Annotated in this window: 16 protein-coding genes; 2 read left to right on the top strand and 14 right to left on the bottom strand. The window is 70.3% G+C overall.

The window, feature by feature from the left end:
- Nucleotides 1-199: 199 nt before the first annotated feature.
- The 14 genes from ASE27_RS04735 to ASE27_RS04670 form a co-directional block, all read right to left on the bottom strand.
- Complete coding sequence (locus tag ASE27_RS04735) at nt 200-1063, bottom strand: sugar phosphate isomerase/epimerase (protein WP_056646363.1); 864 nt, start codon at nt 1061-1063, stop codon at nt 200-202.
- Between the two features lie 631 nt (nt 1064-1694).
- Nucleotides 1695-2174 (bottom strand): substrate-binding domain-containing protein (locus tag ASE27_RS20815; protein ID WP_369818983.1); only part of this gene is annotated, 480 nt, incomplete at its 3' end.
- 38 nt (nt 2175-2212) lie between these two features.
- Nucleotides 2213-2436 (bottom strand): substrate-binding domain-containing protein (locus ASE27_RS20810; protein ID WP_255354694.1); only part of this gene is annotated, 224 nt, incomplete at its 3' end.
- 540 nt (nt 2437-2976) lie between these two features.
- The gene (locus tag ASE27_RS04720) at nt 2977-4098 is read right to left on the bottom strand and encodes an ABC transporter permease (RefSeq protein ID WP_056646354.1); all 1122 of its coding nucleotides are present in this window, start codon (nt 4096-4098) and stop codon (nt 2977-2979) included.
- Nucleotides 4095-5240, bottom strand: a complete 1146-nt coding sequence (locus tag ASE27_RS04715; RefSeq protein ID WP_082608495.1) for an ABC transporter permease — start codon at nt 5238-5240, stop codon at nt 4095-4097. Before ASE27_RS04715 ends, ASE27_RS04720 begins: the two co-directional genes overlap by 4 nt.
- Entirely contained in the window at nt 5237-6895 is a 1659-nt protein-coding gene (locus ASE27_RS04710; protein ID WP_056646351.1) for a sugar ABC transporter ATP-binding protein, read from the bottom strand. Before ASE27_RS04710 ends, ASE27_RS04715 begins: the two co-directional genes overlap by 4 nt.
- Entirely contained in the window at nt 6892-8154 is a 1263-nt protein-coding gene (locus ASE27_RS04705; RefSeq protein ID WP_082608494.1) for a Gfo/Idh/MocA family protein, read from the bottom strand. The genes ASE27_RS04710 and ASE27_RS04705 overlap by 4 nt, the downstream gene beginning before the upstream one ends.
- A gap of 253 nt (nt 8155-8407) precedes the next feature.
- Nucleotides 8408-9412, bottom strand: coding sequence for a sugar phosphate isomerase/epimerase (locus tag ASE27_RS04700; protein WP_056646348.1), 1005 nt, complete (start codon nt 9410-9412; stop codon nt 8408-8410).
- Nucleotides 9413-9527: 115 nt separating this feature from the next.
- Nucleotides 9528-10175: a hypothetical protein gene (locus ASE27_RS04695; protein ID WP_056646345.1), complete on the bottom strand. Its 648-nt coding sequence runs from the start codon at nt 10173-10175 to the stop codon at nt 9528-9530.
- A 314-nt stretch (nt 10176-10489) separates the two neighbouring features.
- Nucleotides 10490-16012 (bottom strand): ThuA domain-containing protein, encoded by a 5523-nt coding sequence (locus ASE27_RS04690; protein ID WP_235535347.1) that lies wholly within the window; start codon nt 16010-16012, stop codon nt 10490-10492.
- Between the two features lie 165 nt (nt 16013-16177).
- Nucleotides 16178-17353 (bottom strand): Gfo/Idh/MocA family protein, encoded by a 1176-nt coding sequence (locus tag ASE27_RS04685; protein WP_056646342.1) that lies wholly within the window; start codon nt 17351-17353, stop codon nt 16178-16180.
- A gap of 88 nt (nt 17354-17441) precedes the next feature.
- The gene (locus ASE27_RS04680; protein ID WP_235535346.1) at nt 17442-18482 is read right to left on the bottom strand and encodes a substrate-binding domain-containing protein; all 1041 of its coding nucleotides are present in this window, start codon (nt 18480-18482) and stop codon (nt 17442-17444) included.
- Nucleotides 18483-18629: 147 nt separating this feature from the next.
- Nucleotides 18630-19682, bottom strand: coding sequence for an ABC transporter permease (locus ASE27_RS04675; RefSeq protein WP_369818982.1), 1053 nt, complete (start codon nt 19680-19682; stop codon nt 18630-18632).
- Nucleotides 19679-21205, bottom strand: a complete 1527-nt coding sequence (locus ASE27_RS04670) for a sugar ABC transporter ATP-binding protein (RefSeq protein WP_056646336.1) — start codon at nt 21203-21205, stop codon at nt 19679-19681. The genes ASE27_RS04675 and ASE27_RS04670 overlap by 4 nt, the downstream gene beginning before the upstream one ends.
- A gap of 417 nt (nt 21206-21622) precedes the next feature.
- On the opposite strand from ASE27_RS04670, the gene ASE27_RS04665 reads away from it, so the two are divergent.
- Together ASE27_RS04665 and ASE27_RS04660 are read left to right on the top strand one after the other, a co-directional pair.
- Entirely contained in the window at nt 21623-22756 is a 1134-nt protein-coding gene (locus tag ASE27_RS04665) for an ROK family protein (RefSeq protein WP_056646836.1), read from the top strand.
- Nucleotides 22757-22773: 17 nt separating this feature from the next.
- Nucleotides 22774-23439, top strand: a complete 666-nt coding sequence (locus ASE27_RS04660; protein WP_056646333.1) for a ThuA domain-containing protein — start codon at nt 22774-22776, stop codon at nt 23437-23439.
- Nucleotides 23440-23549 lie beyond the last annotated feature (110 nt).

Genomic DNA, 23549 nt, shown 5'->3' with positions numbered 1-23549 from the left:
GTGAACGCCAGTGCTCCGATGGTCAGCGCCGCGACGGCTCTTCCCCGCAGGGGAAGTCGCGCAGCCTTCATGTGTCTTGCCTCCAGGGCAGTCGGCACGTGGTTTGCGTGCCCTGTTCGTCGGTGAACGGGGCGCACGTGCTGTGAAGAGATACGTCGTCCCACGGCGTGCCGGCGCCGTCGGTGTTCCTACCGATCGATCAGCCGCGCATCAGTCCCTTCAGGAAGTCCAGGCCATCGACTGCGATGGCGTCCTGGGTGGGGGCGAGCGGACGCCAGATCGAGGCGGCCGTCGCGATGGTCGCGTTGTCGGCGGTGAACGACTCGATGCACAGGGAGCCGTCGTAGCCCGTGGCGTCGAGCGCGCCGAGGAACGCGTGCCAGTCGAGGTGGTCGCTGCCGGGGGCCCCGCGGTCGTTGCCGCAGACCTGCACGTGCGCGATCCGGTCCCCGGCGCGCGTCACTGCGGCCGCCAGGTCCGTCTCCTCGATGTTCATGTGGTAGATGTCGAGCATCAGCCCGATCCCGGCCGACGGCAGCGGCGCGACGACCGCGAGCCCCTGGTCGACCGTGTTGACGAGGCTCGTCTCGTAGCGGTTGAGCGGCTCGAGGCCGATCCGTACGCCCGCGGCCATCGCGTGGTCGACGACGGGGGCGAGGTGCTCGACCAGCTCGGCGTTGGCCGCCTCACGCTGGGCGGGGGTCAGCCGCCAGGTGCGCCCGACGGACGCGTACGCGGGTCCGCCGATCACGCCCGAGCCCACGGTGGCCGCCATGTCGATCACCTGGCGCAGGTAGTCCTGGGTCCGGCGGACCGTGCCGGCGTCGGCCGCGACGAGCTCGCGGCCGGGGCCCATGACGAGGGACACCGACGCCCCGAGGTCGTTGTCCGCGAGGACTCGCGCGGCCTGCTGCGGGTTCCAGTCGGTCACGTCCTCGACGGGCAGCTCGAGGACGTCGAATCCCCACCCGGCGACGCGCGGTGCGATCTCGCGGAGGGAGCCGTCGGTCAGGGGTGAGGTCCACACCCAGGTGTTGACCCCGAGGGGGCGCGTGCGAGCCACGTTGCTCTCTTTCGTCGGTGGGTGCGTCACCCGGGTGCCCGACGCCGGAGCTCGCCCTCGCGCGGAGGGCGGGCTGCGTCGTCGGGCACCGTGGGTGGGACGTGCGGGTCGTGCTCGGGTGGGCCGTGCCCGGCCCCTCGAGCTGGTCGAGGGGCCGAGCCGCGGGCTACCCGTGGTGCGGTCGGGCCGTCGCTGGGGTCAGCGGTCGGTCCAGGCCTCGGGGTAGCCGGGCAGGTCCTCGCCACCGAACTTGGCGTAGTGCAGCGACGGCATGTCCTTGTTGGCCTCGAGGTAGGCGTCCAGGTCCTCGCCCGTGATGGGCGACTGCGGCAGGACCCACTCGGCCGGGACCTGCTCGCCGTTCCAGCCGATACATGGTCTTCATGGGTGNTCGAGGTAGGCGTCCAGGTCCTCGCCCGTGATGGGCGACTGCGGCAGGACCCACTCGGCCGGGACCTGCTCGCCGTTCCAGATCTTCTGGGCTGCGAGGATCGGGGTGCGCCACTGGAAGTTGGAGTACACCGCACCCAGGGCGGTCATGTCCGTCTCCTGCCACTTGCGCATGAAGCTCAGCTCGTCCTCGCCCATGAACACGGGGTAGGGCTTGCCGGCGTCCTCGAACGCCTCGACNGGCGGTCATGTCCGTCTCCTGCCACTTGCGCATGAAGCTCAGCTCGTCCTCGCCCATGAACACGGGGTAGGGCTTGCCGGCGTCCTCGAACGCCTCGACCGCCGCGACGGCGCCGTCACCGGCGTCCATCCAGATGCCGTCCACGTCACCGCGCTGCAGGTACTGCGTCACGATGTCCTTGATCTTGGCGCCGTCACCACCGGTGAACTCCTGGCCCACGACCTCGATCTCGCTGTCGGAGAAGATCTTGTCCGCGGCGGCCCAACGGTTCTCGAGCACGTCGACACCGGGGAGGATGCGCAGCGCGAGGACCTTCGAGCCGGGCTCGAGGTTCTCGACGAGGAACTCGGCGCCGTCGGCGCCGTAGGCGTAGCCACCGATCGGGTGGATGTAGGTGACCATGCAGTCGGAGTTCACGCCGCGGTCGAACACGATCACGGGCTTGCCGCTCTCGCACGCCGCCTCGACCGCCGGGGTCAGGGTCGCGGTGGTCGAGGGCGAGATGATGATCGCGTCGNCCGCGGTCGAACACGATCACGGGCTTGCCGCTCTCGCACGCCGCCTCGACCGCCGGGGTCAGGGTCGCGGTGGTCGAGGGCGAGATGATGATCGCGTCGCAGTCACCGGCCTCGACGAACGCCTGGATGTCGGAGATCTGCTTGTTGTCGTCGTCGGCCGCGTCCGAGACGCGGAACTCCGAGATCTCGCCCGAGGCCTTGAGGACCTCGACCTGCTGCTGCATCGTGATGAACCCCGTGACACGCCACGGGTTGGAGACCGAGGCATTGGAGAAGCAGAGCTTCTTGCCCCCCTCCTTCGCGTACTGCGCGGTGTCCACGAACTCGGGGTCGATCGCCTGCAGCCACGGCTGGTCGGCCGGGCCCTCGGGGACCGCCGAGCGCTGCGCGAGCTGGCGCTCGTAGTCGGCCTGCACGAACCACTCGGCTGGTCGGCCGGGCCCTCGGGGACCGCCGAGCGCTGCGCGAGCTGGCGCTCGTAGTCGGCCTGCACGAACCACTGGCTGTTCGCACCGGACTCGTTGGACTCCTCCGTGGACTCCTCGGTGGCCGCGGCACCCGCGTCCGGGGTGTCGGCGGGCGCGTCGGTGGTGCACGCAGCGGTGAACAGCAGTGCCGCGGTCGCGGCCCCTGCCATGAGAACTCGAGAGCGTCGCATGTTCCTTCTCCTGATGATCGAGAGACTTCTTTGTCCTGCCGTCGCAGCGGGTGCGACGGCCTGTCGGGGACGGATCTGTGTGGCGTTCCGGGGGGTGACCGGAGGACTAGGGCGCTGCTGGCTGGGGCTCCTTGGGGACGGTGGGTTCGGGGACCCCTGCCGGGGTGGTCGGGGCGCTCGGAGACGCTGCCTTGGACTTGCGCGGCATCGCGGCGTAGGCCACGGCCGCGATGATGATCACGCCCTGGACCGCGGGGCGGATCGTCGACGGCAGGCTGAGCTGGTTGAAGAGCGTGAACAGCGCCTCGAGGGTCAGCGCGCCGGCCATGGCCGCGACGACCGACCCACGGCCGCCACCCAGCACCACGCCGCCCAGGACGACCGCCGTGATCGCCATGAACTCGAGCCCCTCGCCGACCTGGGCCGTCACACCGGCGTAGCCGCCGATGAGGATGCCCGCGACCGTGGCCATGAAGCCCGAGAACAGGAAGGCACGCGTGCGCACCCACCAGACCGAGGCGCCCGAGTAGGAGGCCGCCACGTCGTTGTCGCCGGTCGCGACCAGCGTGCGACCGTACGGGCGACGCATGACGATCACGGCGACGACGCCGAGGACGAGCGTGATGAGCACCGCGTACGGCACCTGGAACTGACCGGGCGTGTCCGGGAACCCGCCGCGCCCCCACTGGCGGAAGCCCTCGGTCAGGGAGCCCGTGGGTGCCCCACCGGTCCAGAGGCGGATCGCCCCGTAGAGGACGAGCATCATGCCGAGCGTCGTGATGAACGACGGGACCTTGAGCAACGTGACGATCAGACCGTTGATCAGCCCGATCCCCAGGCCGAAGAGGACCATCAACCCGATCACGGGCCAGGTCATGGACTCCTCGCCGTCGATGAGCTTGGCCGCGATGACGACCTGCGCCCCCACGAGCGAGCCCACCGAGAGGTCGAACTCCCCGGAGACGATCACGAAGTACTGGCCGATCGCCAGGACGATCAGCGGCGCCGCCTTCTTGAGGAAGGCCATGAGCGACATGGGCTCGCCGAACGACGGGTTCATCACGAGGATCGCGACGAAGACGACGATCAGCAGGGCGTAGACGGTCCAGGAGCTGCCCGACGTGGCGCGCTGCACCAGGCGGGAGAAGCCGCTGGGCGAAGACCCCGGCTGCGGTGCGCCGGACGCGCCGGTGCCGCTCGGCGTGGTCGCGGACGTGCTCGCGGTCATCGGGTGGCCTCCTTGCCGGACGAGGTGGACGTGGACGGGGCGGACGTGGACGTGGAGCCCGGAGGGGCCTGCCCGCCCCGCGCGCCGCCAGGACGGACGGACTGGGCCAGTGCCCGGAACCTCGCCCTGCTGCTCGCGGGGTCGATCTGACGACGGGCGTACATCGCGACCGCGGCGATGATGATCGCGCCGCGCAGGACGTCCTTGAAGAACGGGCTGACGTCGAGGACGTTGAACACCGTGTCGAGCGAGGCGAGGATCAGGACACCCGCGATCGTGCCCATGATCGAGCCGCGCCCACCCATGAGCAGGGTCCCGCCGAGCACGACGGCCGCGATCGAGTTGAGGTCGTAGCCGTAGGTGTAGACCAGCGCGTTGCCCGTGCCGAAGCGAGCCGCGATGAGGAGACCGGCGACGCCCGCGCACAGCGAGCACAGGACGTGGGCCAGGATGATCGACCGGTCGGTGCGGATGCCCGAGAGCCGGGCGACGTCGATGTTCCCGCCGACCGCGAACATGTGATAGCCGGGGCGGGTGCGGGTCAGCAGGACCACACCGAGCACCATGACGACCGCGAGCACGATGACCGAGATCGGCACCGGGCCGATGCGCGTGTAGCCGAAGGACTGGAACGCCTTGGGGATCTCGCCCGACGGGCCCTTGTACTGGGTGTCGAGGTAGCCCTTGATGATGAGGCCGACGCCGAGCGTCGCGATGAACGAGTTCACGCGGAGCTTGGAGATCACCAGGCCGTTGACCAGGCCGACTCCCGCGGCGACCGCGAGGGCCGCGACCACGCCGAGCCAGATGCGCGACGGGTCACCGGCCATGGTCGTGGCGGCGACGAGCGACGACCAGGCCACGACGTAGCCGACCGACAGGTCGAGCGACTTGCAGAGGATCACGAACGTCTGCCCGATCGCGACGAAGCCCAGCAGGCTCGTCTGCGACAGCAGGTAGAACAGGTTGCCCTGGCTGAAGAAGTTGCCGCCCTGGGCCGCGACCAGTCCTGCCGAGATCACGAGGATCCCGACGAGGGCGAGGTAGACGATCCCCGTCGAGCCGAGCCGGCGCCGGCGCGGGCCGGAGGTCGACTTCGCGCTCCCCGTCGAGGGCGAGGCGGTGCTCACCGCGGTGCTCATTGGTCCTCCTGGGTGGTGTCGCGCTGCGCGTGCCGGGGTGAGGCGGGCTCTCCGCCGGGCAGCACGGACTGGGGTGCGCGGGCTGCGTTGCCCACGGGTACGTCGAGGGCGGAGAGGTCGACCTCGAGGTGCTCCGAGGTGTCCCCCGCCCCGGTGGCCATCGCCATGATGGTCTCCTCGTCGCTGCCCGCGGGAAGCTCCCCGGCCAGGCGGCCGTCGCGCATCACGAGGATGCGGTCGGCCATGGCGACGACCTCGGGGAGCTCCGAGGAGATGAGCAGGATCGCGACCCCGCGAGCCGTGAGGGTCCGCATGAGGTCGTAGACCGCACGCTTGGCGCCGACGTCGATCCCTCGCGTGGGCTCGTCGAGCACGATCACCGAGGGGTCGGTCACGAGCCACTTGGCGAGGACGACCTTCTGCTGGTTGCCACCCGAGAGGTACTGCACCTCGGCGTCCTTGGAGCGCGAGACCAGGTCGAGCGACGAGAGGATGCCGGGGATCGCCTTGGCGCGGCGGTCGGAGGACCCCGGGGTCACGGAGTCGAGCACGAGCCGCGCGTTCGCGGAGATCGACTGCTCGAGCGCGAGCCCCTCGGCCTTGCGGTCCTCGGTCACGAGCGCCAGGCCCTTGCGGACCGCCTCGCGGGCCGAGGAGACCGTGACGGGCTTGCCGTCGAGCAGGATCGTGCCGCGCGTGAAGGGGGCGACGCCGAACACGCCGTGCGCGATCTCGGTGCGGCCGCTGCCCTGGAGGCCCGCGAGCGCGACGATCTCGCCCGCACGGACCTCGAGGTCGATCCCGTCGACCTGGGTGTTGCCCGCGCCCTCGAGCGCGAGCTTGACCGCGCCGGGCACCGTGCCGGGATCCTTGTCCGGGTAGTAGCCCGCGAACTCGCGCCCGACCATGGTCCGCACCAGGCGGTCCGGGGTGATGTCGGCCGTCGCGGTCGTCAGCACGAAGTCGCCGTCCTTGAGCACCGTGATGGTGTCGCAGAGGTCGAAGATCTCCTTGAGCCGGTGCGAGACGTAGAGGATCGCGACGCCGCGCGCCCTCAGCTGCTCGACGAGCGCGTAGAGGAGCTCGACCTCCTGGTCGGCGAGCGCGGCCGTGGGCTCGTCCATCGAGATGATGCGCGCGTCGTAGGAGACGGCCTTGACGATCTCCACGATCTGCTGCTCGGCGACGGACAGCGAGCCGACCCGCATCCAGGACGCGAGGCCGTGCAGGCCGAGGTCCGCGAGCAGGGCGTCGGTGTCACGGGCCATGCGCCCTGCGTCGACGATCCCGAGCCGGCGGGGCTCCCGGCCGAGGTAGACGTTCTCGGCGACCGTGCGCTCGGGCAGGAGGTTGAACTCCTGGAAGACGGTCGAGACGCCGGCGGCCTGGGCCGCGAGCGGCGAGGCGAACGCGACGGGCTTCCCGTCGAGCTCCATGGTGCCCGAGTCGGGCTTGTGGACCCCGGCGATGATCTTCATGAGCGTGGACTTGCCGGCGCCGTTCTCCCCGACGAGCGCGTGGACCTCACCGGGCCGCACGTCGAGGTCGATGCCGCGCAGGACCGAGTTGCCGAAGAAGACCTTGCCGATGCCCCGCAGCTGCAGGATGGGCGCGCCCGTGGTGCTCGCGCCTCCCGCTGCCGTCGATGCGGTCATGCTCCTACCTCCACCCAGGTGCCGGTGCGTGCGGATCGGGCGACGGCCTCGGCGAGGTGCGCGGCCCGGAGCCCGTCGGCGAACGTGGGCAGCCCGTCGGGCGTCTGCCCGTTGATGGCCGCCGCGGTGTCGCCGACGAGGGCGTTGAAGCAGTCCTGGTATCCCTGCGGGTGTCCCGCGGGGAGCCGGGAGTAGCGGGCAGCCTCGGGCGAGAGGGCCTCGGGGTTGCGGATGAGCAGGCGGCTCGTGTCGCGGCGACCCTCCCAGAGGGTCTCGGGACCCTCCTGGTCGAACGCGAGCGTCGACTCGGAGCCCGAGATCTCGAGGAAGAGCCGGTTCTTGCGGCCGGCCGAGACCTGGCTGATGACCGCCGAGCCGAGCGCCCCGCCGTCGGTCTCGTACTGCAGGGTCACGGCGTCCTCGGTGCGGACCGCGGCGGGGCGCCCGTCGGCGCCCGTGCGCTCGGCGTTGATCGTCGCGGTCTGCGCGACGAGCCGCACGATGCGCTGGCCCGTCGTGAACTCGAGGAGGTCGCAGAAGTGCGAGCCGATGTCCCCGAACGCGCGGCTCGCGCCGCCGAGCGCGGGGTCGACGCGCCAGTTGTCGTCGCTGGCCCGCAGGAGCCAGTCCTGGAGGTAGGAGCCGTGCACGAGGCTGATGGTGCCGACCGCGCCGCTGCGGACCCGGGCGCGAGCCTCGCGGACCATGGGGTGGAAGCGGTAGGCGAAGGGCACGACGGCGACGCGGCCGTCCGCGGCTGCGGCCTCCTCGGCGAGACCGGCGAGCGCTACCGCGCCCTCGAGGTCCATCGCGAGGGGCTTCTCGCACACCACGTGCTTGCCCGCGGCCAGCGCTGCCGTGGCGAGCGGGACGTGCAGGAAGTTGGGGGTGCAGATGTGCACCACGTCGATGTCCGGGTCGTCGATGAGCTCCTGCGACGTGGCCGCGTACCCCAGCGCCCCGAGGTCGGCGGCGGCCTCTCGCGCCCCCGGTGCGTCGATGCCGGCGACCGAGACGAGGTCTCCCCCGGCCGTGCGGATCGCGCGGGCGTGGACCTCGCCGATGAACCCGGTCCCGATGATCCCTGCGCGGTAGCCCGCGGCGGGCAGTCGGCTCGGGAGCAGGTCGCTCGCGGGGTGGACATGAACTGGGGTGGTCGCGGCGTCCACGACGGCACGGCCGTTCAGGGAGGACGGCTCCGTCCTGGTGGTGGGGGCGCTGACAGCCCCGTGGTCCCGCGCGACTTCTTCGGCTCGCATGTCCCATACCGTAGGGCCGACTTATGTCGAGCGTCAAGCAAAAGCCGAATGTTGGATGTCACCGTTAGGTAACTCCATCGGTTAAACAATTGCCGAGGCCTACTGTCGTGCGGTGGAACCGTGACGCACAGCGTGCCGGGACGTTCTGAGCCCGGGTGCCGAACCCTGTCCAGGGCACGCAGGAAGGGCGCCCTCCCTGGTGGGAGGACGCCCTTCTGGTGCTCGTGTGCTGCCTGCTCCTGCTTGCTCCGGCCTACTCCTTGGTCGAGAACGCCGCGTCGAACGCCGCGTCGGGAGCCTCGAACGCGTACTGCTTGACGAACGCCAGGGCCTCGGGCGCGCCCACGAGGCGGTCCATGCCCGCGTCCTCCCACTCGACCGAGATCGGGCCGTCGTACCCGATGCTGTTGAGCATCCGGAAGCTGTCCTCCCACGGGACGTCCCCGTGGCCCGTCGAGATGAAGTCCCACCCACGACGCGGGTCGGCCCAGGCCAGGTGCGAGCCGAGACGGCCGTTGCGGCCGTTGTGCATGCGCTTCTTGGTGTCCTTGCAGTCCACGTGGTAGATCCGGTCCTGGAAGTCCCAGAGGAACCCCACCGGGTCCAGGTCCTGCCAGACCATGTGGCTCGGGTCCCAGTTCAGGCCGAAGGCCTCGCGGTGGCCGATCGCCTCGAGCGTGCGGACCGTCGTCCAGTAGTCGTACGCGATCTCGCTCGGGTGGACCTCGTGCGCGAAGCGGACCCCGACCTCGTCGAACACGTCGAGGATCGGGTTCCAGCGGTCCGCGAAGTCCTGGTAGCCCGCGTCGATCATGGCCTGCGACGCCGGCGGGAACATCGCCACGTACTTCCAGATCGAGGACCCCGTGAAGCCGACGACCGTCTTGACGCCCAGCTTCGCCGCGAGACGCGCCGTATTCTTCATCTCCTCGGCCGCGCGCTGACGCACGCCCTCGGGGTCACCGTCGCCCCACACCCGGTCCGAGAGGATGTCGCGGTGACGCTGGTCGATCGGGTCGTCGCACACCGCCTGTCCCTTGAGGTGGTTCGAGATGGCGTAGACCTTGAGCCCGTGCGCCTCGAGCAGCGCGAGCTTGCCCGCGACGTACTCGTCGTCGTCCCAGCGCCAGGGGTCCAGGTGGTCGCCCCAGCAGGCGATCTCCAGACCGTCGTAGCCCCAGCCGGACGCGAGGCGTACGACCTCCTCGAAGGGCAGGTCGGCCCACTGGCCGGTGAAGAGGGTGATCGGTCGTGCCATGTCGGTGTCTCCTTCGTTCCGTCGTGCTGCGGGTGCGCCCTGGTGCGGCGTGCACCCGGGTGCGCTGTGGTGGGCTGTGGTGCGGCGTGCTCGGTGGTCACCGCCGCGCCTGGGTTCAGGGGCGCTTGGCAGCCGTGGCCCGACGGCGGAGCACCAGCACGGCTCCGGCGGCAGCGAGCAGCACGACCGCACCGACGACGATCGCGGTCGTCGGGACACCGGTCCCGTCGTCCTCGCTCGTCGCCGAGGCCTCGTCGCCCTGGCCGGCGGCGTCCGCCTCCGTACCGGCGTCCTCCGCGGGAGCGGGCGGGGCCGCCGGGGGGACCACGTCGATCTGCGTCGTCGCGGTCGTCGCGACGGGCGTCGTGGTCGTCGCGGTCACGGTCCAGTTGCCCTCGCCCAGGACGTCCGGGGCGGACGTGTACCAGCCGACGCCCTCGGAGGCCGAGGAGAGCTGGATCGGGCCGACCTCGGTGCCCTCCGCGGAGACCGCGGTGACCATGACGTCGACGATCTCCTCGACGGGGTGCCCGTCGGTCTTATACGTCACGTTGACCGACACCCCGCCGGCACCGTCGCCGCCGATCGACAGGATGATCTCCCCGCCGTGGGCGCTCGCGGGGGCTGCGCCGAGCACCGAGGCGAGCAGCAGGACGGCCCCTGCCAGGACCGCACGCAGCGCGTGCGAGAAGGGGCGGGGGCGTGGGGTACGCGTCCGGTCGGGACCGGAGCTCCGGTTCGCCTGCTGAGTCATGTCGCTCATCACCTCGTCGTGAAAGAAAGGGGTCGTGCGTCGGGCTGCGCGGCCCGGCGGGCCGCGCGGTGGTGCTGGTCCTGCGGGTGGTGCTGGTCGTACGGTAGGTGGCTCCCGGCACCAGCCGGAGCACCGGGTTCCGGTGCCGGGAGCCGGCACCTCCTCGTCGTCGACGCGGAAGTGCCAGACGTGCTGACGAGCCTCGGCCATGGTGCCGACGTCCCGGCCGAAGGGTCGTCGACGCCACACGTCGGTCGAGGCTCCTCAGCCCGCCCGTCAGGGGCGGTGGGGCCGCGGTTCACCGCGGCCCCACCGGTGATCGGTCAGCCGCAGCTCGCCGCGGCGTGGTCGATCGTGTACGTGCTGGTCCTCCCCTCGGCGTCGGTCACCGTGACGGTGACCTGACCGGCCTCGATCGACGCTGCACGGGTCGCGAACGACTGGTGGGCGGACTTGCCCGCCGCCACGCCCGTGAAGGTCTTGGTGCCGTAGGCCGAGCGCACCACGATCGTGACCGGGGCGTCGCCCGTGTTGACCGCGGTGACGCCGAGCGTCACCCGGTTCGCCACGCACTTCGGTGCGGCCGTGACGGTCGCGGGGACCAGCTCACCTGCCGGCACCTCGAGCGAGGAGGCCGTGACGTTCCCGGCCGCGTCCGTGGCCCGGTAGGCGAGGGTCGCCGCGGCGTCGCCGACGGCGACCGGTGCCTCGTACGCGACCCAGGTCGTGCCGTCGAGCGAGTACTCGACCGACGCGATCCCCGAGACGTCGTCCGTGGCCGTGATCTCCACCGTGCGGTCCTCGCGCAGCGTCGCCGCCGCGGTCGGTCCGTCGCCGTCGATCTTGACCGCCACGTCGGCGCCCGTCACGTTCTCGGTGCCGGCCGAGGCCCGCACCTTGATCGTGTGCTCACCCGGTGCGTCCACGACCACGGGGGCCGTGTACTCGGCCCACGCTCCGCCGTCGAGCTGGTACTCGCGGTAGACCTGCTGGCCCGCCGCACCGCCCGTGGTGGCGACCGTGACGGTCACCGGACCGGTCCACCAGCCGTTCGCGCCCGACGGCGAGGCCGGGTCGAGCGACCCGCTCACCGTGAGCGGCTCGGCCTGGGGTCCCACGACGCGGAAGTACTCGAACGTCGCGGTCGCGGAGGCCTTCTGGCCCGCCCCGAGGGCGTAGAGACCGATCTTCGCGTCCGCCAGACCGGGGTTGGTCACCTTCTGGGTGATCTCGGTCCAGGTCACGCCGTCGGCGCTGTACGAACCCGTGTAGGTCGTGCCCACCTTGGCCATGCGCAGCCACCAGACACCCTGCGTCAGGCTGTTGACGTTGGGCTGCGGGTTGAGGACGGTCGAGCCGGCCTCGCTGCGCATCTCGATCCCGCGGTCGATCGCCGCGCCGGGCTGGTTCTTCGTGATGAAGTCCAGCTTGACGTAGTTGTCGTCGTCGCCGTAGAGGATCAGACCACCCTGCTGGTACTGCTGGTCGAACGTCGAGCCGTCGACCTTGGTCTCGACTGTCCAGTCACCTGCCGGCTGGTCCTGCAGGACGATGTTCGGCACGTCGGTGTTGCCCGTACCGAAGATGTCCGTCGGGGTCGTGTCGATCTCGAGCTTGCCACCGGCCACCCGGAGGCCCGACGCGTCAGGACGGACCACGGAGCTCCAGCGGCAGCCGTCGAGCGACGTGCCCTCGAACTCGTCGTCCGGCCCGGCCGCGGTGGCCGTGTCGTCCGGCGTGATGTGGAACCAGTCGAACTTCGCGTCGACCACGTCCGGGACGGAACCGTCGTTCGCGAACGCGACGAGCCCGATCTTCGGGTTCACGAGCCCGTGCAGCGACTTGGTCTCCGACATGGCCGTGAAGTCCAGGCCGTCGGCCGAGTAGTACGCCCGCAGGTTCGACCCGTCGCTCGTGTAGCGCACGTAGAACGTGTCCGGGAAGTCCGTCGTGATGTTCACGTTGGACGCCGCGACCTCGTTCGGCGCGCCGTTCTCCTCGCGGATGAACTGGAAGACGCGCGAGTTCGGGTTGGCCCCGGTCCCGCGGCCCTGGATGACCATCTTGGCGTAGTTGTCCCCGTCGCCCCACAGGAGCAGACCGGCCTGCTGGTACTGCGCGCGTGCCGGGAAGGTGACCTTGGTGGTCGCCGTCCACGGACCCGAGGGCAGGTCCTGCAGGACGATGTTGGACACCGGTCCCTCGCCCTGGCCGTGGAAGTCCGCCTTGCTCGCGGGGATCACCAGGTGACCGTCCGCGACCGCGAGCTTCTGGTCCCGACGGATGATCGTGGACCAGCGGTCCTCGTCCACCGCGGTGCCCGTGAAGTCGTCCGAGCGGCCCGAGAAGCACATGACCGGACCGGACTCGTTGACCTTGATGTTCACGTACTTGACCGTGTAGGCGCCGCCCGCGTCGGTCACGCGGACCTGCAGACGGTAGGTGCCCGCCGCGGTGTACGTGTGCGAGAACTCGGGGCCGCCGTCGACGAACCCGCCGCCCAGCCCGTCGTCCCACGCGTAGACCAGGTCGGAGGCCTCGCCGTCGGGGTCGGAGCCCGTCGCGGTCGCGGTGACCGTCAGCGGGGCCGAGCCGACCAGGGTGGGCACGTCGAGCTCGACGTCGGGACGGATGTTGTCCGTGACGCCGCGGCCGTCGATGTCCATCCAGTTGACGTTGATGCCGCCCGAGAGCAGGACGAAGTAGAGCGTCCCGCTGCCTTCCGGCACGTTCGTGAGCGGCGTCGAGACGTCGCGGTAGACCTGCCAGTCCCCCGTGTTCGGCACGGTGATCCGTCCGACCTCGGGGCCGTCCGGCGCGTCCCAGCGCAGCGAGACCACGCCGTTCGCGTTGGGCGAGGCGACGCGCAGGCTGATGGCCTCGACGTTCGTCAGGCTCACGGGCTCGTGCGCCCACCAGTCACCGGGCTCGATGTAGCCCAGGTTCTGACCGCCGCCCGCGGAGTCCGAGGTGGTCTCCTTCTGGACGCCAGGGGTGCCGCTGGTCCCGATCGAGGTCTCGCGACCCGTCGAGGTGTAGAACTCCGACTGGACGCGCTTGGGCTGGAGCACCTGGAGCGCGTTGCCCGTGAGGGGCACGCCGGCCTCGCCGCCGTCGTCGGTGTAGGAGCCCTCGATGACCCAGAAGATGTTCGACTCGATGCCGTGACCCTCGTCGCGTGCGGTCTGGAGGACCCCCTCGCAGCCGTACAGCTCCTCCATGGGGTGAGCGTGCGAGTCGTGTCCGAGCGAGGTGCGCAGCGCGACCGACGAGCAGTCGACGTCGCCGTCGGGGTCCTCGACCGTGATCCGGTAGCGGACCTGGTCGCCCCACTCGAAGAACCCGCCGTTGTCCGGGAACTCGATCTTCACCGTGGGCGCCTGGTTGCCGACGACCACCGTGACGTTGGCGACGGCGAACTTGCCCTTGCTGTCGGTCGCGGTGAGCTGGGCGGTGTAGGAGCCGTTCTCGGTGTAGGTGTGGGTCGGGTTCGCCTCGGTCGAGGGCGCGGAGCCGTCGCCGAACGTCCACTGGAGGGCGATCGGTTCGCCCGCCGGGTGACGCGTCCCCTCGGAGGAGAACTGGACCGTCAGGGGAGCCGCACCGCTCGTCACGTCCGCACGGGCGTGAGCGATCGGCGAGGGGTCGCCCTGGACGTAGTTGACCTTGTAGACCGCGCTCGAGTCGTTGTTGCCGCCGAAGCCGGAGCCCCAGTCGATCACGTACAGCGCGCCGTCAGGACCGAAGTCGAAGTCCATGGGGCGGTCGAACCCGTTGGACGGGTCGAGCACGCCCGGCATGATCCGGTTGATGTCGACGATCTGGTCACGCTTCTCGCCGTCGAGCTGGATCGAGAACATCGTGCCGTGGTTCCACTCGCCGAACAGCGCCTTGCCGTCCCAGTACGCGGGCCACTTCACGTCGGAGTCGAGCTCGGGGTCGAACTCGTAGACGGGGCCGCCCATGGGCGCACCGCCGCCCCCGATCTCGGGGAACTGCGGGTTGGCCGCGCCGGTGTACCAGATCTCGGCGGCGATGGCGGCCGGGAGCTTCTGGATGCCCGTGTTGTTGGGCGAGTCGTTGGTCGTGCCCGCCGCGCAGTCGAACGACGCACCGGACTGGCCGGTCGCGAAGTTGTAGTCGACGTACGACGTGTTGGCGCCCGTGCAGTACGGCCAGCCGTAGAAGCCCGGCTCGCTCACGACGTTCCACTCGACCGCGCCGCGAGGACCGCGAGCGGGGTCGGCCGCACCCGAGTCAGGACCGTAGTCGCCGACCAGGACGTTCCCGGACGCGTTGTCGATACCGATGCGGAACGGGTTGCGGAAGCCCATGGCGTAGATCTCGGGCCGTGTCTTGTCCGTGCCCGGGGCGAACATGTTGCCCTCGGGGATCGAGTACGTGCCGTCGTCCTCGGGCGTGATGCGCAGAACCTTGCCGCGCAGGTCGTTCGAGTTCGCCGAGGAGCCCTGGGCGTCGTAGTTCTTGCGGCCGGGACGCTCGTCGGTCGGCGTGAAGCCGCCCGACTCGAACGGGTTGGTGTTGTCGCCCGTCGCGAGGATCAGGTTGCCGTCCTCGTCGAAGATCATGTCCCCGCCCGCGTGGCAGCACGTGTCGCGCTGCGTGGTCACGGTCAGGAGCTTCTTCTCGCTCGTGGGGTCGAACGTCCTCGACGCGGTGTCGTAGGTGTAGCGCGAGATCCGGTTGTGCGGGCCGTCCGACCCCACGTTCGCGGGCGACCAGTAGGCGTAGAGCCAGCCGTTCGTCGCGAAGTCCGGGTCGAGCACCAGGCCCAGCAGCCCGTCCTCGTTGGCCTGCGTCACGTTGAGGCTGAGCGCCGTCGTCGTGACGTTGGCGTCGTGGTCGATGCGACGGACCCGTCCGTCACGCTCGGCGTAGAACACCGTGCCGTCGGGCGCGACGTCGAGCATCATGGGGTTGCTCGTGTCCTCGTCGAGCGCGACGCGCTCGAAGCTCGCGCTCTGCGTCGCGTTGCAGTCCGAGTCGACGACGCCCGCTGCGGTCTGGATGCCGCCCAGCAGGTGCTCGACGAATCCCGGCTCGGTGTAGCTGGCCTGGGTGTGCCCGCCGCCGGTGTACCAGGAACGGCCGCCCTCGTAGGTCTGGCACCACGCGATCGGGTGGTCCGAACCCATCTTCGCGCTGCCCGCGTCGTAGGAGGTCTCGTCGAGGCTCGCGAGCACGTGGACCGTGTCGCGCGGGCTCGTGCGGAAGTTGTACCACTCGTCGTGGCGGTCCCAGCGGGACGGCAGGTGAGCGGTCGAGGGGTGGACGCCGTCCTCGACCTTGATCGTGGCGTCCTGGTTCTGCGGGTGACCCGAGAAGTAGGCGCCCACGAGGCCGCCGTACCAGGACCAGTCGTACTCGGTGTCGGACGCCGCGTGCACGCCGGCGTAGCCGCCGCCGTTCGCGATGTACCGCTCGAACGAGGCCTGCTGCTCGGTGTTGAGCACGTCCCCGGTCGTCGAGAGCCAGATCACGACCTCGTACTGCGCGAGGTTCTCGTCGTTGAAGGCGGCCGCGTCCTCGGTGACGTCGACCGTGAAGCCGTTCTCGGTCCCGAGCTTCTCGATCGCGGCGATGCCTGCCGGGATCGCGTCGTGCCGGAACCCGGCGGTCTTGGAGAAGATCAGCGCGTCGAAGGGGGCCGCGGCGGCCTCCTGGGGCACCACGACGGACGTGGTGGCGGACTGGGCGGCACCGGGGGTGGCAGCGAACGCCGCCGCCCCGGTCGCCATGGACAGTGGGAGCGCCACCGCGGTAGCGGCGACGGCCGCGACCGTGCGCATCGTTGCGCGCGGGGCTCTCCAGAGCACGTTTCTCACCTAGGACTCCTTGTGATGATGGGACAAGGGTGCTGCGCTCCGGGGTGTCGACGGCTTCGGCCGTGACCCGTCGTCACCGGTGGCGGACCTGCTCCGCCGGGCACCGTGCACCACGTCGCGCGTCGGCGCGTGGCCCCCGCTCGTGGCGGGTCGAGGGACCTCCTCTCAGATCTGCTGCCAGTCGCTGTCGGACGCAGCGCTGCGCTCGACGGCTTCGAGGATTCGCTGGACGGCCAGGCCGTCGGCGAAGGACGGGGTGGGCTGGGTGCCGGCCGCGACGTCGCGCACGAGGTCGACGGCCTGGTGCGTGAACGCGTGCTCGTACCCGAGCCCGTGACCGGCGGGCCACCAGCTCGCGATGTACGCGTGCTGCGGCTCGGTCACGACGATGCGCCGGAAGCCCGCGACCTGCGCGTCGTCCGAGGCGTCGAAGAAGTGGAGGACGTTCATGTCCTCGAAGTCGAACGCGACCGACCCGCGCGACCCGTTGATCTCGAGGCGGATCGCGTTCTTGCGGCCGTAGGCGAAACGGGTGGCCTCGAAGACGCCGAGCCCGCCGCCCGTCAGCCGCGCGAGGAAGACCGCGGCGTCGTCGACCGTGACGGGGCCCTTCTCGGTGCCGCCCGTGCCGGACAGGCCCGAGAAGTCCGTGGCGATCGGACGCTCGTCGACGAACGTCTCGAGGATGCCCGAGACCCCCGTGATCGACTCGCCCGTGATGAACTGCGCGAGGTCGATGATGTGTGCGCCGATGTCGCCCAGGGCACCCGAGCCGGCCTTGGTCTTGTCGAGGCGCCACGAGAGCGGCACGTTCTCGTCGGCGATCCAGTCCTGGAGGTACTGGGCACGTACGTGGCGGATCGTGCCGATCCTGCCGTCCGCCACGAGCTGGCGGGCGAGCTGGACCGCGGGGACCCGACGGTAGGTGAAGCCCACCGTGGAGAGCACGCCACGCGCGGCGGCGGCCTCGGCGGCCGCGACCATGAGCTCGGCCTCGGCGACCGTGTTGGCCAGCGGTTTCTCGCACAGGACGTGCTTGCCCGCCTCGAGCGCCGCGATCGCGATCTCGGCGTGCGTGTCGCCCGGTGTGCAGATGTCGACCAGGTCGACGTCGTCGCGCGCCACGAGCTTGCGCCAGTCCGTCTCGACGTCGTCCCAGCCGAGCTTGTGCGCAGCCGCCGTGACGGCTGCGGCGTTGCGGCCGGCCAGCACGCGCATCTCGGGCGCGAGCGGCAGGTCGAAGAACCGCGGTGCGGTGCGCCATCCCTGCGAGTGGGCAGCCCCCATGAACGAGTACCCGACCATGCCGATCCCGAGGGTCGGGTGACCGTTTTCTGCCATCTCAGGCACTTCCTTTCGTGGTGGACGTCGCGGCGGGGCGCCCGCCGGGGCGCTGCGCCCCGCCGGCGACGTCAGGGGTGGGTCGTGCTCAGGACTCGAAGGCCGACGGCAGGTACTCGTCGACGTTGTCCTTGGTCACGACCGGCGCGAAGAGCTGGATCTGACGCGGCACGCCGATCGAGGCGAGGTCGCTCATCGACTTGCCGTGCTCGATCAGACGGGCCAGCTTGATGCCGTCGGCCGCCTGGGTCGAGGGGTAGATGACCGTCGCCTGGAGGACGGTGTCGTCGGCCTCGATCGAGCGCATGACGTTCGCCGAGCCGGCGCCGCCGACCATGAAGAACTCGTCACGGCCCGCGTTGTCGATCGCCGCGAGGACGCCGACGCCCTGGTCGTCGTCGTGGTTCCAGATCGCGTCGATCTTGGGTGCGGCCTGGAGCAGGTTGGCAGCGGCCTGCTCGCCGCCCTGGACCGTGAAGTCCGCCGCGACGCGGTTGTTGACCTCGAGCCCGCAGCCCTCGAGCGCGTCGGCGAAGCCCTTGCTGCGGTCCTGGGTCAGGGGCAGCGAGTCGATCCCGGCGATCTCCGCGACGACCGCGTCCTTGTTGTCGCCCAGCTGCTCGCAGATGTAGGTGCCGGCGCTCACGCCCATGCCGTAGTTGTCGCCGAGGACCGTGGAGCGGGCCGCGAACGGGCTCGAGAACTCGCGGTCGACGTTGATGACCGTGATGCCCGCCTCCATGGCCTCGGTCGCGACCTCGGTGAGGGCTGCGCCGTCGAACGGGAGGATGACGATCGCGTCGACGCCGTCGTTGATGAACGTCTCGATCTGGCTGATCTGGAGGTTGACGTCGTTGGTGCCCTCGGCGACCTTGAGCTCGACGTCGTCGTACTTGGCTGCCTCGGCCTGGGCGGCCTTGGTGATGGCACCCATCCAGCCGTGGTCGGCGGCGGGGGCCGAGAAGCCGATGACGACCTTCTCGCCCGAGGCGTCGTTGTCCGACGACGCGCCCGGGGCTGCGGCAGCGGCGCTGGTCTCCGCGGGGGCCGGCGTGTTCGAGGTGCAGGCCGAGGCGAACAGCGCGACCGAGGTGAGCGCGACGGTCGCGAGGGCCAGACGGCGTGGCATCGGGGTACGGGTACGAGCGGACATGAGGATCTCCCTTGATTCTGGTCCTGCTGGTGCTGGTTGGGACGTGCTGGACGTGCTGGGGTCCGGCCCCGCGGGGCGGGGTCGTCGTGCGGTGGTGCGGTGCGAGAAGTCCCGACGGCGGGTCTAGTCGGATCTGGTGCGCGAGGCGAAGCGCTGCTGGAGGAGCACGGCGACCACGATGATCACGCCCTTCGCCACGTTCTGCGCCGAGGTCGACATGTTGTTGAGCGTGAAGATGTTGGTCAGCGTCATGAAGATCAGGACGCCGAACACCGTGCCGACGATCGTGCCGCGGCCGCCCACGAGGAGCGTCCCGCCGACGACGACGGCCGCGATGACGTCGAGCTCGTAGAACAGGCCGTTCGTCGAGGACCCGGCTGTGGTGCGGCCGAGCATCATGACCGCTGCGATGCCGGCCGTGAAGCCCACGAGGCAGTAGAGGTACATGAGGTGGCGCTTGACCTTGATGCCCGCGAGGCGGGCGGCCTCGGGGTTGCCGCCGACCGCGATGGTGCGTCGGCCGAACGTCGTGCGGTTGAGGAGGATCCACCCCGCGACCGCGACCACGACGAACATCCACACGAGGACCGGGATCCCGATGAAGTCGGCGCGGAAGAAGGTGAGGAACGGCTTGACCGTGACGATCTGCGTCTGCCGGTTGGAGATCATCTCGGCGAGCCCTCGGGCGGCGACCATCATGGCGAGGGTCGCCATGAACGCGACGACCTTGCCGTAGGCGATGAGGACGCCGTTGATGAGCCCGCAGACCGTGCCGACCGCGAGGGCCGTGCCGACCATGACGATCCAGTGGGTGTCAGCGGCCATGGTCTGGGTCGCGAGCGTGCTGGCCCAGACGGTCGACAGACCCATGACGGAGCCGACCGAGAGGTCGATGCCGCCTGCCGTGATGACGAAGGTCATGCCGATGCTCAGGACGCCGATCACGGCGGCCGACCGGAGGATCGTCAGGACGTTGTCGATGCTCGCGAACCGCTCTCCGGCCGTGACGTAGCCGACGATGCCGAGCGCCACGAGGGCGAGGACCAGGCCGACGTTCCGACCCATCGATCCATTGAACAAATTCCGGCGCGCCGACGCGGGACCGGACGAACCGGAGCTCCCGGCGTGCGCCGACCCGTCCACGACGGTTGCGGTGGACACCTCCTGCTCGCTCACGCGGCACTTCCTTCCATGACGAGGTCGAGCACACCGTGCTCGTCGATCGAATCTGCTGGTCCCTGGTGGACGACGCGGCCCTCCGAGATCACGAGGACACGGTCTGACAGACCGAGCACCTCGTCGATCTCGCTCGAGACCACGAGGACAGCCGCCCCCGAGGCCGCGAGGTCGCGGATGAGGTTGTAGATCTCGGCGCGTGCCCCGACGTCGACGCCACGGGTGGGCTCGTCGAGCAGCAGGACACGGCAGCCGCGGACGAGCCAGCGCGCCAGGAGCGCCTTCTGCTGGTTCCCGCCGGACAGCGTCCGTGCGTGGCGTTCGACGCCGGCGGGGCGCAGGTCGAGCGAGACCGCCTGCTCCTGCGCCGCCGACTTCTCGGCCTGCTCGTCGAGGAAACCTCCCTTGGCGAAGCGCCCGAACGTCGAGAGGGTGATGTTGCGGTACACGGGCTCGTCGAGGAGGAGCCCCTGGCTCTTGCGCTCCTCGGGGCACAGGCCGATGCCCGCGCCGACCGCGGCCGCGACCGATCCGGCCCGGAGCTGCTTGCCGCCGACCACGACGGTCCCCTCGGTCGCGTGGCGCGCGCCGTAGACGGTCTCGAGGATCTCGGAGCGGCCCGAGCCGACGAGACCGGCGAAGCCGACGACCTCGCCCGCACGCACCTCGAAGGAAACGTCCGAGAACTCGCCCTTGAGGCCGAGCGACTCGACCGCGAGCAGCACCTCGGCCTCCTCGGCGACCGGCTCGCGGGCCGGGAAGACGTTGTCGACCGCGCGGCCCGTCATGAGCTTGATGAGCTCGGCGGTGGGCGTCTGCGCGACCTGGAGGTTCTGAGCGACCGTGCGCCCGTCCTTGAGGACGGTGATCCGGTCGCCGATCTGCCGGATCTCCTCGAGCCGGTGCGAGATGTAGACGATCGCGACGCCGCTCGACGTGAGCTCCTGGACCACGCGGAAGAGGTTCTCGACCTCTTCGCTGTCGAGCACCGCGGAGGGCTCGTCCATGACGATGACCCGCGCGTCGTGCGAGAGGGCACGGGCCATGGACACGATCTGCTTGCCCGCGGCGGACAGCTCCCCCACCTCGCGGTGGGGCGAGATCTCGGGGTGCCCGAGCCGCTTCATGAGCGCGCGGGTGTTCTTGGCGACGAGGCGCCGGTTGGAGAAGCCGACGGTCGACAGCTCGTGCCCCAGGTAGATGTTCTCGGCGACGGTCAGACCGTCGACGACGTCGAGCTCCTGGTACATGGTGGCGACGCCGAGCTTGAGCGCGGCGACGGGGTGAGGGATGGTGACGGGCTCCCCGTCGATGAGGATCTGCCCCTCGTTGGGCTGGTGTGCACCGGCGAGCACCTTGATGAGGGTCGACTTGCCGGCACCGTTCTGCCCGAGGAGGCAGTGCACCTCTCCGGGGAGGATGTCGAGATCGACGCCGTCGAGTGCTCGGGCGCCGGGAAACTGCTTGACGATGCTCCGCATCTGCAGGAGCGGCCTGGTGGGCTGAGGGTCTGCGTTGACCATGTGAGAGAAACTAGCCGACCTTTTGACGAGCGTCAATCAGAAGGTCTCGATCTTTTGCTTCGTTACCGACCCGTGACCAGCAAAAGTGGGCGCGGGGGTGCGGCGCGCCGGCCGAGACTCTGACTCACGTGCGGCCGCGCGAGCAGGCCGGGACGAGTCGATCAGGAGAGGCAACAAGGGCAGAATGTCGGGGTTCTCACGCTACTGACAGGGAGAGGTGCGAGACTCCGTCCGCCGCGGCGTCGCTGCCGCGGCAAACCACACGCTAGGTCGGCTTCTGTCGATCGTCAAGCAAAAGCCGAAGATCGCAGTACGCTAGAGAGCGCCACCACTGCGTAGTAACGAGAGGCTCCGTGATACATCGTGCCCACCGAGGAACTGCTGAAGTTCGCCCCACGCCCCACAGGCGCCGGGGACATGTTCCAGCTGCTCCGCGACGGCCAACCCCGGACACGGGCTGACCTCGCAGCGATCACCGGGCAGGCGCGGTCCACGATCGCCGCCCGCATCGACCTGCTGATGGCCTCGGGGCTCATCGCGCCCGCGGGCGAGGCGAGCTCGACCGGTGGGCGCCCCCCGGTGACCTTCGCCTTCAGCCCCGGTGCACGGATCGTCCTCGCGGTGGACCTCGGCGCGACGCACGCGCGCCTCGCGGTCACGGACCTCGCCTCGAACGTCCTCGCAGAGATCGACGCACCCCTGTCGATCTCCGAGGGGCCGGAGACGGTCCTCGCCTGGGTCGCGGAGACGGGTGAGAAGCTCATCGCCGCGGCGGGACGCGACCTCAAGGACCTCGTGAGCGTCGGCGTCGGTCTGCCCGGCCCGGTCGAGCACTCGACCGGCCGGCCCATCAACCCGCCCATCATGCCCGCGTGGGACGACGTCGACGTCCCCGCGATCCTGGGCAAGACCTTCGACGCCTCGGTCCTCGTGGACAACGACGTCAACATCATGGCGCTCGGCGAGCACCGCACGGCCTGGCCCACGGTCAGCGACATGCTCTTCGTCAAGGTCGCCACGGGCATCGGCGCGGGCGTCATCTCGGACGGCGAGCTCCGCCGCGGCGCCCAGGGGGCCGCGGGCGACATCGGCCACATCGCCGTCCCCAACGCGACCGACACGCCCTGCCGGTGCGGCAACATCGGCTGCCTCGAGGCCGTCGCGAGCGGCCAGGCCATCGCCGGCGCGCTCAAGAAGGAGGGCCTCGAAGCCCTCAACAGCGGCGACGTCGTCACGCTCGTGCGCGGCGGCGACCTCATGGCGAGCCACGCCGTCCGTCAGGCCGGTCGCGACATCGGGGCCGTCCTGGCCGCGTGCGTGAGCCTGCTCAACCCCTCCATGATCGTGGTCGGCGGCATCATCGCGGAGGCCGGGGAGCACCTGATCGCGGGCATCCGCGAGATCGTCTACCAGCGCTCGCTCCCCCTCGCCACGCAGCACCTGCGCATCGTCACGTCGCAGGCGCGCGGGCAGGCGGGCGTGCTCGGTGCAAGCGCCATGGCGATCGATCACGTACTGTCTCCCGCAGCGATCGATGCCCTGATCGCGTGAGCGCCAACGGAGGACTCATGAGCGTGCCGGACCGTCGGGCCCTGATCGTCCGGGGAGGATGGCCAGGCCACTCCCCCGAGGAGAGCACCGACCTCTTCCTCCCCTTCCTCGAGGAGTCGGGCTTCGACGTCGACGTCGAGTCCTCGCTCGAGGTCTATGCCGACGCCGAGTACATGGCGGGCGTCGACCTGATCGTCCAGTCCTGGACCATGGGCGAGATCCTGCCCGACGAGATGCGCGGTCTGCGCGAGGCCGTGACCAACGGCGCCGGTCTCGCCGGCTGGCACGGCGGGATCATCGACTCGTTCCGGATGGCCACGGACTACCTCCAGATGCTCGGTGGGCAGTTCGCCGCCCACCCCGGCGACCTGGTCGAGCACACCGTGGAGGTCCTGCCCGAGCACGCGGACCATCCGCTCGTGGCCGGCCTCGGCCCGTTCCACCTGAACTCCGAGCAGTACTGGGTGCTCGCGGACTCGCTCAACGAGGTCCTCGCGACCACCACGATCCAGCCCACGGCCGACTCGCCGTGGCGCTCGCCCGTGGTGTCGCCGTCGATCTGGACCCGGCAGTGGGGCGCGGGCAAGATCTTCGTGTGCGCTCCGGGTCACCAGCTCTCGGACCTCGAGAGCCCGGACCTGCGCACCGTGATCGAGCGCGGCCTGCTGTGGGCCAGCCGGTGAGGCACCGCCTCTCCTGAGCACCGACGCGAACGGTCGGCACCCCTTCCGGGCTGCCGACCGTTCGTGCGTCCTGCCCGACGCCGGAGCGCACCCTCGCCGTGCGGGTGCGC

The organism is Oerskovia sp. Root918, assembly GCF_001428945.1.
In the GTDB taxonomy this organism is placed as follows: domain Bacteria; phylum Actinomycetota; class Actinomycetes; order Actinomycetales; family Cellulomonadaceae; genus Oerskovia; species Oerskovia enterophila.
Note: the sequence above shows the minus strand (reverse complement) of the source record. Positions and strands in the feature narration are given on the sequence as shown.